This window comes from Bradyrhizobium sp. STM 3557 (genome assembly GCF_045571465.1).
Lineage (GTDB): Bacteria > Pseudomonadota > Alphaproteobacteria > Rhizobiales > Xanthobacteraceae > Bradyrhizobium.
Genome location: NZ_CP120697.1, coordinates 7,810,434 through 7,823,115 on the forward strand (window position 1 = coordinate 7,810,434; position 12,682 = coordinate 7,823,115).

A 12,682-nucleotide genomic window follows, 5' to 3' on the forward strand; every position below is an offset into this window, starting at 1 on the left:
GCGCAATCGCTACTTCTTCAGCCCCGCAGCCTGCAGGGCGCGCTCGATGACGGCGGCGACATCGATCGGCGCACGCCGTGTCTCGCGCTTGGCTTCGGCCTTCTCCCGGGCCACGGAGGCCGGGGCACTTGCCGGTTTCTGATCTGCCGCGTTCGTATTGGCGGATTTCAAATCTCCCGCCGGCTTCGTCTCGGCCGATTTCGGCCGCAGCATCCGGCTCAGGCTCGGCAGCACCGAGGAGATCGGCGACACCTGCGGAATGAGCTTGGCGCTTGGCGATTCCGCCACCTGCTTGGGTTGCCGGATCCAGTCGGTCACGCCGAAGAATTTCGCGATGTGATAGGACGAGGAGATGCCGGCGTCGATCAGGAACGGGCCCTGCTTGCCGTAGCGCTTGTCGTTCTCGGCGACGCCCAGCGGCGTGCCATGGGCCATGTCGGTGATGGTGTAGGACTCCACCATCGTCTCGCCGTCGCCGTTCCACCAGACCTGATGCGGATAGCCGTCGACATCGGTTTCGGCCATCGGGCCGAGCGGCAGATGATGCAGGTCGAGCCACTGCTTGACGATCTCGTCGGCGTTGTCGGGATGCACGGTACGGTCCGCCGTGCCGTGCCACACCGATAGCTTCGGCCAGCGCCCGCGAAACGACGATTGGCGGCGCACGAGATTGCCGAGTTCACGGCCGTCGCGAGGCGAGGGCATCCGCATCTGCAGCAGCGCATCGCGCATGTTGCGCGCGACGCCGAATGGCAGGCCCGCGATGACAGCGCCGGCGGCGAACAGCTCGGGATAGGCCGACAGCATCGCCATGCTCATGGCGCCACCCGCGGAGAGGCCGGTGATGAAGATCCGGCGCGGATCGATGGCGCGATCCGCCACCATCTTCGCGATCATCTGCCGGATCGAGCCGACCTCGCCTTCGCCGCGCGTGATGTCCTCGGACTGAAACCAGTTGAAGCAGCGCTGCGCATTGTTGGCGCGCTGCTGCTCGGGCAACAGCAGCGCAAAGCCGTAATGTTTGGCGAGCGTCGACCAGCCGGCGCCGAGATCATAGTCCGCCGCGCTCTGCCCGCAGCCGTGCAGCACGACGACGAGCGGCAGCAGCGGCTGACGCTGCGCCGGCACATAGGAAAACATCTTCAGCTTGCCGGGATTCGAGCCGAAGCGCTCGATCTCGATCAACGGGCTGTCCGGCACAGGCCGCGGCTCGCCGCGGAAATCGGCGAACCCGGTGATGCCGTTCAGCTCCCGCAGCCGGCGTAGATATTCAACATTTTCAGCGAGAGACACCGGCGACTCCTGGGGCGCGATGGATCAATCCACCATGACCCAGATAGTTGCTGCGACGCAAACAAAAACCCACCGGTCTGCGATCGGCAGAAAATCAGTCGTGAATTTCGCGCGTGCTGCGCTCAAAATGTCACGATCAATTTGTGACGCGGCGCAGCAATGACAGAAATACGGCACTTGTGACGATCGACATCGCGAACAGCGAGAGCGACACATTGAACGCAACTCTCGCATGCCAAACTGATTCGGCCGCGAAATAGGCCGCGCCAATTGCGGCGACGCCGGCGGCATTGGCGACCTGCGCCACGGTCCCATAGATTCCCGAGCCCGCGCCCGCGCTGGCCGGCTTGACTGTCGCGAGCACGATGCTGGAGAGCGGCGCCATCACCATGCCCTGGCCGTAGCCGAAGATCATCAGCAGCGCCGCGAACGCGCTCGCACCTGGCACCGGGACGATCGTTGCAGTGAGCGCAAGCGCGGCGAGGCCCACGATCTGCAGCGCGCAGCCTTCGATCAGCACCATCATGCCGCGATGCCTGGCGCGCGAAGCCGCATGCCGCGAGGCGACGACGAAGGTGAGCGCCAGCGGCAGGAACACCATGCCCGCCTGCAGCGGCGGGACCTGCAGTATCATCTGCATGTATATCGTCATCACCAGGTAGAACGAGAGATTGGCGAAGAAGAACCAGAACGCGGCGCCAAGGCCGCGCATGAAGGCGCGATCTTCGAGCAGCGCAAGATCGATCAGCGGCATGCCGCCGCGCCGCGCGACCGCATGCTCCAGGCGAATGAAGCCCGCGATGATGCCGCCGCCAGAGGCCATCACCGGCCATAGCCAGGGCGCCCAGTGCAGGTCATGGCCGAACAGCAGCGGCCCCATCAGGCAGAGCAGGCCGATGAACAGCACGCACGCGCCGAGAATATCGAGCCGCACGCCGGCCCGGCGCGGCACCTGCGGCACGATACGCAGCGCGGCCGCGATGATCAGCGCGCCGCAGGGCACGTTGACGAAGAACACCGCGCGCCAGCCGAGACTGGCGAGATCGAGCGTCACCAGCACGCCGCCGAGCAGGAAGCCGGCAGCGCCCGCAAGCCCGAGCACGATGCCGTAGATGCCGAAGGCGCGGCTGCGCGCGTCATCGGGGAACAAGAGATGCAAGGTCGCCAGCACCTGCGGCACCATCAGCGCCGCGGTCGCGCCCTGCGCCAGACGCGCCAGGATCAGCTCCGGTCCGGATTGCGCAAGGCCACACCACAGCGACGTCAGCGTGAAGCCGGCAACCCCCGTGATGAAAACCGGCTTGATACCGAAGATGTCGCCGAGCCGGCCGCCGGTCACGACCAGCGTCGCATAGGCGATCAGATAGATCGCGACCACCGATTCGATCTGCGCCGGGGTCGCGTGCAGCTCGGCCGCGATCGTCGGCAGCGCGACATTGACCACAAAGGCATCGACACCGAACATGAACTGGGCCGCAACCACGGTCGCCAGCACCCACCAGCGCCGCGACGACTCCACGCCGCTTGAGACCATCTGATGCATGGAATGAACACCTGCCAAACTGTGCAGACCTAGACGTAGCGGGCGTCGGTCGTGCCGGCGATTACCTGAGAGGTAAACAAGTCGTGCCGCCGGCGCGTTCATAGATTTCATGGCTTCGGTGAGGGTAGCTGCCCGAGATCATATCCGATGTCGTCCCGGGCAAGCGCGCAGCGCGCCGACCCCGGACCCATACTCCGGCCGACGTTTGAGGCGAGATTTCCATGATCAGCCTTCGCAACACGACGGCCGATGGTTATGGATCCCGGCTCAAGGCCGGGACGACTGGTTGTGTTGAGACAGCAATGCACTGCACGGCGTCTCTGTAGCTGGTCCGGCCGCAGCCAGACGCTACCGACTTACATGCAATTTGCCTTGTGCGGTCGTGATCTAATGATGATTGCCTAACGCGCGGTCGGCACGTAGCCTTCCGGGCAAACAATACCTAACAGCGAAGTTCCATCCGGGAGAACGCCATGGCGCGCCTGAAGTTCGGAGCCTTCCTTGCTCCGCACCATCCGATCGGCGAGCACCCGATGCTGCAGTTCCGCCGCGACCTCGATCTGGTGGAGCAGCTCGACGATCTCGGCTATGACGAGTTCTGGTGCGGCGAGCACCATTCGAGCGGCTGGGAGATGATCGCCTCGCCGGAGATGTTCCTCGCCGCCGCCGGCGAGCGCACCAAGCGCATCAAGCTCGGCACCGGCGTGATCTCCCTGCCCTATCATCATCCCTTCAATGTCGCGCAGCGCATGGTGCAGCTCGACCACATGACCGGCGGCCGCGCCATCTTCGGCTCGGGTCCGGGCGCGCTGGCCTCGGATGCGCACACGCTCGGCATCGATCCGATGATGCAGCGCGACCGCCAGGACGAGGCGATCGCCATCATCCGCCGGCTGTTCAACGGCGAGCGCGTCACGGCGAAGAGCGACTGGTTCACGATGAATGACGCGGCGCTGCAGATCCTCCCCTTGCAGGAGGAGATGCCGTTCGTGGTGGCCTCGCAGATCTCGCCCTCGGGCATGACGCTCGCCGGCAAATACGGCATCGGCATCATCTCGCTGGGCTCGATGTCGACCCAGGGCCTGATGGCGCTGCCGCAGCAATGGCAGTTCGCCGAGGATGCGGCCAAGCAGCACGGCACCACTGTCAGCCGCGCCGATTGGCGTGTGCTCTTGTCCTGGCACATCGCCGAGAGCCGCGAGCAGGCGCGGCGCGAAGCCGGTCCCGGCCTGATGCGCTGGCACAACGAATATAACGTCGGCACCTTGATGCGACCCGGCCTGCAGCCGTTCTCTTCGCCTGACGAGGCGGTCGACAAGACCGCTTTCGTCGAAGGCGCAGCCTCCACGATCGGCACCCCCGATGACCTCGTGAAGACCATCAAGGACCTGATGGAAGTCTCGGGCGGCGTCGGCGCCATCATCGGCTTCGTGCATGATTGGGCCAACCCGGAAGCTTCGCGCCGGAGCTGGGACATGGTGGCGCGCTACGTGGTGCCGGAGATCAACGGCTATATCGACGGCCTGCGCCGCTCGCAGAAATTCGTCATCGAAAACCGCGCCATCTTCGAGCGCGCAGGCCAGGCCGTGATGGCCAAGATCATGGCCAACGACAAGGCCGCCGCTGCGCTCGCGCAGACCGGCCCGGGCCGCGTGGCGATTCCGGCCGTGAACGCGCCGGATCTGCAGGAAGCGGCGAAGCGCAAGGGGTAGAGATCGCAGGGCGGATTAGCGGAGCGTAATCCGCCATTGCTTCGGCGAAGCGCTCGCGGGTTCGTAAGATCGTGGCCATGCCGAACTAGACAAAGCGTGCCGTCGATGAACCGCGGCGGATTACGCTTCGCAAATCCGCACTACGCGCTGACGTTCGCGATAGGCTCTGGTTTTGACGCGATTGCCGCACAGGTTTGACATGCACCAGCGCCGGGTTGCCGGCTTGGAGCGATCGAAGAACACCCGCCGGCACTCGTCCGCAGCGCACATCTTCAGCCGATCCAATGATCCATCGCGCGCGCCGTCATAAAGCTCGGCGGCGACGACGGACAATCCTGAAAGCGCATCGTCGCGAACAGGCCGCAGCGCAGCCGCTGCCTCGTTGCCGAGCTCGGCACGAAGCAGGAAAGAGGCGATCGCCGCGTTGAGCGCGCCGGTCGCGCTCTTGCTCCGCCGTTTCGCCGGATCGTGCTGCAAGTAGTCGCGCAGGCTCGCGCGCAAGGCGAGCGCCGCCTCGAACATCGCCGGCGTGATTTTCGCGTCCGGCCGCGCGAGCTTGCGCTGCACCATCCAGACGGCGAGAGCCTGCGCGCTCGTCAGCTCATCGTCCTGCCGGTGAGGCACGCCGTGATGCGTGAAATGCCGTACGTCGAGCGTGTTGGCGAAATCATAGAGATTGGCCAGCGCATCCGGACCTGGAACTTTCGCGACTGCCTCGACATCGAACACTATTAAATCATTTTTACCGGTTTCTTGCAACAGACACCTGTATATCTAGTTTACCGGTGTGCACACCACGCAGGAGACCATCATGAACCCCCGAACGCCCCGCGCGGAACCGCGCATCTTCTATGGCTGGTGGGTGGTTGCGGCCGCTTTCGCCATCACATTCCTGGGCTTTGGCAGCGCCTACACGTTCAGTGCGTTCCTCGAGCAGCTTCAGCGCGATTTCGGCGCCTCGCGCGGCTCGGTCTCGCTGGTGTTCTCGTTGGCCGGCTTTCTGTATTTCGGGCTGGGGATCATCAGCGGCCCGTTGGCCGATCGCTTCGGCTCGCGTCTGCTCGCCGTGATTGGCATGGTCCTGCTTGGCGTTGGGCTGGCGCTTGCCAGCGCGGCGCAGAATCTGGTCGAGGTCTATGCGGCCTACAGCCTCGGTGTCGGACTTGGCTGCGGCTGCGCCTATGTGCCCGCGATCGGGGCCGTGCAGCGCTGGTTCGTGCGCCGCCGCGGCTTTGCCTCCGGGCTGGCCGTTGCCGGCATCGGGGTGGGCACGCTGGTGATGCCGCCGCTGGCCTCATTCCTGATTGCCGCTCTCGGCTGGCGCGGCGCCTATCTCGTGCTCGCCGTGCTCGCACTCGTGGCCGGCGGCGGGATGGCATTGCTGATCGAGAATGATCCGCAGGGCCGCGGCTTCAATCCTGATGGCGATGAGCAGGCGCAAACCGTGCAGGCGAGCGGCACTTCGGTTCGCGATGCGATCCGGTCGCGGCGTTTCATCGGGCTTTATGCGGCCTGTCTGATCTGCTCATTCGGCGTCTTCGTGCCTTTCGTGCACCTGGTGCCTTTTGCGCGGGATCACGATATCGCCGCCTCCATGGCCGCCCTATTGCTCAGCGTGATCGGAATCGGCAGCACCGCTGGCCGCTTTTTCCTCGGAGCAATCGCCGATCGCATGGGCCGCGAGCGTTCGCTGCTGATGATGTTCATCGGCATGGGCATATCGCTTTCGATCTGGGCGCTTTCGGCCGACGTCTGGTCCTTGGCCGTTTTCGCGTTCGTCTTCGGCGTATTCTACGGCGGTTGGGTGGCGGTGCTGCCCGCGGTCGTGATGGATTATTTCGGCGGCCGCAATGTCTCCGGCATCATCGGCGTGCTCTACACCAGCGTTGCGTTCGGCACGCTGATCGGCCCGAGCGCCGCCGGATTCGCCTTTGATCTCAGCCACAGCTACGAACTCCCGATCATTGCCAGCGCCGCAACCAATATTCTGGCCGCCCTCATCGTGGCCTTGACGCCACGTGCAGCATCGCGGGCGTGCAGGTCTGACCAGGCCGTAGGGCGGATTAGCGGAGCGTAATCCGCCACCGCTTCACGAGCGCTGGCGGATCGTGGCCCATGACTATCGTCGCGCCTTCATCCCCGGCGGGTCCAGGTTCTTCGTGAACCTGCTGGATCGACGGCAAAGTCTGCTCGTGGAGCACATTTCGGGCGGATTTGGAGAACGGCGGTGAAGACCGTCGCTGCGGAGAGATGGCGGATTACGCTGCGCTAATCCGCCCTACGCGCTTCACGAAAATCGCCCCGCTAATTGATCCTCGACCAGCCTTACTCGGTCTTGCGGTACACGCCGGTGAAGGTGACGTTCATGCCACCGCAGCCCAGATTGTCGGCAACAACGAGATAGGGCCCGAGGCGCCACAGCTTGACTCGGCAGACGCCGCCGTCGTCGGGTAGTTTGAGGTCGAACGGCTTTGTCGCACCTTCGCCGTCGTCGGTGAATGCCGCGATGCCGTCGGCGATTGACACCTCGGCGCTGAGGTTACCGGCGTTGACGGCGCCACGCTTGACCCGCTCAGGGTCGTGTCCGCCCCAGGTGGCGACTCCCTTGATCACAATGCGGCCGTCCGGCTTCGGCCGGATGGTGATGGTCTGCTCGTCGCCGGACCACCAGGTGCCAGCCCACGTCGTCGATGCATTGACCGGCGCCTCCGTCGAGGGCGCACTGAGCTGGGCGCGCGGCAGGAAGCCGGAGGTCGAAACCGCCTTCCGCCCGGGAGCGGTGAAGGTGGCGCACGCATATTCGCCGGCCGTTGCCGAAACAACGACTGCGTCGCCGCCAACGACGAAGGCCCGAGTCGCGCAGGCGGCGCTCGGACCGGGGCAGCCAGCCTGTTCGCCGCCCTTGACGAAGCACACGCGATCGCCTGGCTTGACGATCGCGAGCGTGGGCGCGACGCCGGCATCAACGCTGAGCGCTGGCATGCCGTAGCACGGCTTGTCGTCGGCGAGAGCGGAGAAACACCAAACGGCCGCGGCGATGCCGGCCGCGGCTGCGATCAGGCGCACGACGTGACTCCTCGATAAAAGTTGCAGCACACGGGCAACGCTTTCATGCCGCGAGGCTATCTTCCACGAATGAGACACGACAATGACGTTCGATTACCCGGGGTCCGTAGCGGCCGCCGGAAGTTATGCCTGTGAGGAGCTATTGCGGTAACAATGCGCTCAATCGGGCAACTTGACGAATTCAACCGAGCAATCGGCCGATTGTGGCTGCGGTTGCGTACGACGAACTAGCGCGCCTGACGTTGTTCGAACCCATCAGCAGATTGAGCTCTATTGATATCGTCGGCCGACGAGTTGCGGCACATGGCTTTCCGCCATCAATGTCGCTTTTCCTCTTGGGACGGATCGAGAGCAGAAATTGCTAGGCCGTTGGGTTAACCTGGGACAAGTTGCCGGAATGGCCCGGCAAGATGGGAGCGCGTCGTGGCCGTTGAAGTGAACGTTTCTGAGTTGCGCATTATCGTGAACAGGATTCTCGACCACGTCGAGCACGATCTTGGCGTAACTAACGTAACCCTCACCCAAGATGAATACTGGACAATAAGCGGTAATGAGCGCTTCGATCTAACGAGGATTCCAGACGTGAATGGGGTAGGTAAGTTGTGTGATGACTGGGAGTTCCTTCAGCCGCTTCTGAAGGACAAGGATCAGGCCGTCGCTCTCATGCTGATTCATGTCGCTCCGATTCTAAGCTGGCTCGGCGAGGAAATTGGACAATAAGCACTCCCCCAGACGCCACGTATATGCCGAGCCGCGCGAGGGCCGCTGTGGGTCGAAAGGCATTTCGGAAGGACGGTCCTCGGCTTGAAAACCCGCGCGCCAAAAAGCTCATTCATGAGCCGGTCCAACCATATCACCCCTGTCCAGTCCTTCCTGCAAAAATATTATGCTTTCGCTTTATCAGAAAATATGATTGTCTGTCGCCATCCCGCCTCGCTTGAGGGGCGCTTCGCGATCGTCACGAACGTTGAGGCGGGATGCGGTGGGCGTGTCGATGTTGCAGCGTGGTTGATCCGCGCCGACGAACGGCAGCGATGCGCACGGTCAAGTCGCGTGGTCCTGATATCCCGACGCTGATATCACGCTTGCGACGACGCTAACGCGTCGCGCAGGCAACGGTGGCCAACAAGCCCGGAGCACCGGGGAGAACGCGAAGCAGCCGTTCAAACCATCGCGCGGGGAGTGCCGGGTGTCCCGGCTGAACCCGTGGTACCTGCCGCCTGCATTCTTTTCTGCAGGCGGGCCATGGGTGCGGCCAGCGCCCGGCATTCCCCGTGCCCTCTCCATGAGAGGGCAGGTCTCGCAACAGAACTCGGACGCAAATCGCGCCGCGAGATCGCAAATGCTCGCGGTGCAACAAGCTTCTGACTACGATAACCTTGAAAGAGTATTGCATCACAGATGCAACCGCCTATCAATAAGGCCGCCACCGCGTGAGCCACGCTGGCTCCGCCGCCGCAGCGAAAATGGAGCTTCCGCGATGTCGATGCAGAGCGTGGCCTCACCTGCGCTTCACTTGAAGCCACCGCGGCGCAATTCGCTCCGGCATATTCCCGGCGACGAAGGCTGGCCGATTATCGGCAAGACGCTGCAGGTGCTGGCCGATCCCAAAGGCCATGTCGAAGCCAACGCGGCCAGATATGGCCTGGTCTACCGCACCCATGTGTTCGGCGAGCCCAACGTCGTGCTGCTCGGCCCCGAGGCCAATGAGCTCGTGCTGTTCGACCAGACCCGGTTGTTCTCCTCGACGCATGGCTGGGCCCCGGTGCTCGAGCTGCTCTTTCCGCGCGGCCTGATGCTGATGGACTTCGACGAGCACCGGCTGCACCGGCGCGCGCTGTCGGTCGCCTTCAAGGCCGGGCCAATGAAGTCCTATCTCGCCGGCCTCGACCGCGGCATTGCCGCGCGCATTGCGCAGTGGAAGGCGCGGCCCGGTGACATGCTGTTCTATCCCGCGATCAAGCAGCTCACCCTCGACCTCGCCGCGACCGCCTTCCTCGGCGAGGACATCGGCCCCGAGGTCGATGCGATCAACCGCGCCTTCATCGACATGGTGGCGGCCGCGGTGGCTCCGATCCGCAAGCCGCTGCCGGGCACGCAGATGGCGCGCGGCGTCAAGGGACGCAGGCGCGTCATCGCCTATTTCTCGCAGCAGGTGCCGCTCCGCCGCGCCCGCGGCGGCGACGATCTGTTCTCGCAGCTCTGCGCCGCAAAGGATGATCTCGGCGAGCCGCTCTCGGTGCAGGCTATCGCCGATCACATGAGCTTTTTGATGATGGCGGCGCACGACACGCTGACCTCCTCGCTGACGTCCTTCGTCGCGCAGCTTGCCGCCAATCAAGACTGGCAGAAGAAGCTGCGCGCGGAGATCGCAAGCCTCGATCTCGCCGATGGCGAGCCGATCGACGCCGGCCACCTGGAGAAGATGAAGCTGACCGAAATGGCGTTCCAGGAAACCCTGCGGCTGATGCCGCCGGTGCCATCGCTGCCGCGCCGTGCGGTGCGCGATTTCACCTTCAAGGGCTACACGATCCCCGCCGGCACCGGCATCGGCGTCAATCCGATGTTCACGCATCACATGCCGGAGGTCTGGCCCGAGCCCGCGCGGTTCGATCCGCTGCGCTTCACCGACGAGGCGCAGCGCGCTCGCCACCGCTTCGCCTGGATTCCGTTCGGTGGCGGCGCGCATATGTGCCTCGGCCTGCACTTCGCCTACATGCAGGCGAAGTGCTTTGCGCGGCACTTTCTTGGGAATATCGAGGTCTCGTTCGCCCCTGGCTACCGGCCGAGCTGGCAGGTGTGGCCGATCCCGAAGCCGCGCGACGGCCTGCAGGTGAAGCTGAGGGCGATGTGATTTGGCCGGTCGAAGGCGGTGTGAGTTGGAAACCTCTCCCCGCTTGCGGGGAGAGGTCGGATTGCGAAGCAATCCGGGTGAGGGGGTACAGGTCTTGCAACGTACACCGCTCGTGCGTCTGCCCCTCACCCCCAACCCTCTCCCCGTGAAGAACGGGGAGAGGGAGCGCACTGCCGGTGTCGCCCCCGGTTCATTGCTTATGAGTAGCTTGCTACTCCACCGCATCTCCGAGCAGCTTGCGCATCGCCGCATAGCCCTGCTGCTGCTGGCTCCAGTTGCGGCCGCCGGTGATGGCGCCGTCGACCACGAGATCGTGCCCATTGACGAAGCCCGATTCGTCGCTCGCGAGGAACACCGCGGCATAGGCGATATCGTCCGGCAGGCCGGCGCGCGGGATCGGCTGCGCGGTCGCGTAGGCGCTGCGGATCGTCTCCGGCGTCTTCTCGGCGTCGTCGGTCGACAGCCCCAGCGCCTTGCCGAAGATGCCGGTCGCGATCAGGCCGGGCGAGATCGAATTGACGCGCACGCCGGATTCGCCGAGCTCCATCGCCACGCATTTGGTGAGATGAATCACCGCCGCCTTGGCGGTGCTGTAGACCAACGAGGTGGAGTAGCCGGCGAGCCGGCCGGCGATGCTGCCATTGTTGATGATGCTGCCGCTGCCCTGCTTCTTCATGTGAGGTGCGGCATATTTCATGCCGAGCATCACGCTGCGCAGAAGCACCGCCATCGCGGCATCGAAGCGATCGGCCTCGAGCCCCTCGATGCCGCCGACTTGCGCCGGGCCGCCGGCATTGTTGAACAGGCAGTCCAGCCGGCCGAACTTGCTGGCCGCGAGCTCGATCAGCTCGCGCACCTCGGCGTCGACGGTCACATCGGTCCGTCGGAAAATGCAGTCCGGACCAAGCTTCGCGGCCAGCGCTTCGCCCTCGGCGGCGCGGCGGCCGGCGATCACGACCTTTGCGCCCTCGGCCACGAAGATCTCGGCCGTACGCAGGCCGATGCCGCTGGTCGCTCCGGTGATCACTGCAACCTTGCCATTGAGCCGTCCCATAGCCTTCGCCTTTTCTCATCCAATCGAACGATCCCATGCGGCCAGTCCGCGCCAGGCGGGGATCATCACCGGGCACTGGAACCATCATCCGGCGTGCGGCATGACAAGACAAGTGGGACCGGGGACGGCGACCTTAAATTTGGACTACGCGGCCTTATTTTAGATGCGCGGCTCGGGCTGATGGGCATCATGAGACGACTCATCGAGGAGTTCAGGCGCTCCTGGCACGGAGTGACGCAGCCGTCCCCGCTGCTGGGCACGGTCCTGGCGGCCGTGTGTCTGCTGCTGGCGACGCTGTTCCGCTGGGGCCTCGCCCACATCCGGCCCGACGTGTTCTTCTCGCCCTATATCCCGGCCGTGTTCGTCGCCTGCGCGCTCGGCGGCCGGCAGGTCGCCATCGTGACCGCGCTGGCCGGCGGCGTTTTCGGCCTGACGCTCAATTTCGGCAGTGAAACGGTGGACGCGTCCCGGATCGCACTGCTCGGGATCTATCTTCTGGCCTGCGCGCTGATGATCTGGGGTCTCAGCCATTACCGAACGATCGCCGCACAGCAGCGCGAGATCTCGAAGCGCCTGACCGAGGAGGAGACCTACCGAAAGCTCCTGGTGGATGAGCTGCAGCACCGGCTGAAGAACAAGACCTCCACGATCCACGCGGTGCTGCACCAGGTGCTGCATGATCAGCCGCAGGTATGGGCGAGCATCGACCGCCGCATCCGCGCGCTGGCAACCGCCGACGATCTCATTAGCAAGGTCGACGGCCGCGGCTGCGATTTGAAGGACCTGCTGCTGGCGGAGCTCGGCCCTTACGGCCATGTTCGCTTCGACCTCAACGGCGAGCCGCTGTTCCTGCCCGCAAAGCTCGCCGTCAGCCTGTCGCTGGTCTTCCACGAGCTGGCCACCAACGCCGGCAAGTACGGCGCCTTCTCCTCGCCGCGCGGCTTCCTGCAGGTGTCCTGGACGCGGCTCGACGACCGGCTCAAATTGACGTGGGATGAGACCGAAGGACCCGTGATCGAACAGGTCGGCAAGCCGGGCTTCGGCACCAAGCTGCTCGGTGCTGCGCTCATCGCGTTCGACGGCAAGACCGAGACCTCATTCCTCAGGACCGGCATCCATTGCACCATGCAGTGCCGGATCCCGCCGAGCTGAGCGCAGCG

General features: G+C 64.5%; 10 protein-coding genes and 1 pseudogene. 6 read left to right on the forward strand and 5 right to left on the reverse strand.

The window, feature by feature from the left end; all coding sequences use genetic code 11:
- Nucleotides 1-9: 9 nt before the first annotated feature.
- Nucleotides 10-1,293 carry a PHB depolymerase family esterase gene (locus P6U24_RS36020; protein ID WP_407157117.1) on the reverse strand — a complete coding sequence of 428 codons (1,284 nt, stop codon included), beginning with the start codon at nucleotides 1,291-1,293 and terminating at the stop codon, nucleotides 10-12.
- 136 nt (nucleotides 1,294-1,429) lie between these two features.
- Nucleotides 1,430-2,836, reverse strand: a complete 1,407-nt coding sequence (locus P6U24_RS36025) for an MFS transporter (RefSeq protein ID WP_407157118.1) — start codon at nucleotides 2,834-2,836, stop codon at nucleotides 1,430-1,432.
- A 473-nt stretch (nucleotides 2,837-3,309) separates the two neighbouring features.
- On the opposite strand from P6U24_RS36025, the gene P6U24_RS36030 reads away from it, so the two are divergent.
- Nucleotides 3,310-4,548, forward strand: coding sequence for an LLM class flavin-dependent oxidoreductase (locus P6U24_RS36030; protein WP_407157119.1), 1,239 nt, complete (start codon nucleotides 3,310-3,312; stop codon nucleotides 4,546-4,548).
- Between the two features lie 120 nt (nucleotides 4,549-4,668).
- Here P6U24_RS36030 and P6U24_RS36035 read toward each other — a convergent pair whose 3' ends face one another.
- Nucleotides 4,669-5,307, reverse strand: coding sequence for a CGNR zinc finger domain-containing protein (locus P6U24_RS36035; protein ID WP_407157120.1), 639 nt, complete (start codon nucleotides 5,305-5,307; stop codon nucleotides 4,669-4,671).
- Nucleotides 5,308-5,359: 52 nt separating this feature from the next.
- On the opposite strand from P6U24_RS36035, the gene P6U24_RS36040 reads away from it, so the two are divergent.
- The gene (locus tag P6U24_RS36040) at nucleotides 5,360-6,625 is read left to right on the forward strand and encodes an MCT family MFS transporter (protein ID WP_407157121.1); all 1,266 of its coding nucleotides are present in this window, start codon (nucleotides 5,360-5,362) and stop codon (nucleotides 6,623-6,625) included.
- Between the two features lie 31 nt (nucleotides 6,626-6,656).
- Nucleotides 6,657-6,752: pseudogene (locus P6U24_RS36045) on the forward strand (transposase); the annotation flags it as partial.
- Nucleotides 6,753-6,873: 121 nt separating this feature from the next.
- Here the strand turns inward: P6U24_RS36045 and P6U24_RS36050 are convergent.
- Nucleotides 6,874-7,614, reverse strand: a complete 741-nt coding sequence (locus P6U24_RS36050; protein WP_407157122.1) for a hypothetical protein — start codon at nucleotides 7,612-7,614, stop codon at nucleotides 6,874-6,876.
- A gap of 423 nt (nucleotides 7,615-8,037) precedes the next feature.
- Between P6U24_RS36050 and P6U24_RS36055 the strand changes: the two genes are divergently transcribed.
- Together P6U24_RS36055 and P6U24_RS36060 are read left to right on the forward strand one after the other, a co-directional pair.
- Nucleotides 8,038-8,334, forward strand: coding sequence for a hypothetical protein (locus P6U24_RS36055; RefSeq protein WP_407157123.1), 297 nt, complete (start codon nucleotides 8,038-8,040; stop codon nucleotides 8,332-8,334).
- A gap of 760 nt (nucleotides 8,335-9,094) precedes the next feature.
- On the forward strand, nucleotides 9,095-10,468 hold the full coding sequence (locus P6U24_RS36060) for a cytochrome P450 (protein WP_407157124.1): 1,374 nt from the start codon (nucleotides 9,095-9,097) through the stop codon (nucleotides 10,466-10,468).
- 211 nt (nucleotides 10,469-10,679) lie between these two features.
- Here the strand turns inward: P6U24_RS36060 and P6U24_RS36065 are convergent, their stop codons facing one another.
- A complete protein-coding gene (locus P6U24_RS36065) occupies nucleotides 10,680-11,522 on the reverse strand; it encodes an SDR family NAD(P)-dependent oxidoreductase (protein ID WP_407157125.1) in 843 nt (280 codons plus the stop codon).
- Between the two features lie 189 nt (nucleotides 11,523-11,711).
- Here P6U24_RS36065 and P6U24_RS36070 point away from each other — a divergent pair, with 189 nt between their 5' ends.
- Nucleotides 11,712-12,674 carry a sensor histidine kinase gene (locus tag P6U24_RS36070; protein ID WP_407157126.1) on the forward strand — a complete coding sequence of 321 codons (963 nt, stop codon included), beginning with the start codon at nucleotides 11,712-11,714 and terminating at the stop codon, nucleotides 12,672-12,674.
- Nucleotides 12,675-12,682 lie beyond the last annotated feature (8 nt).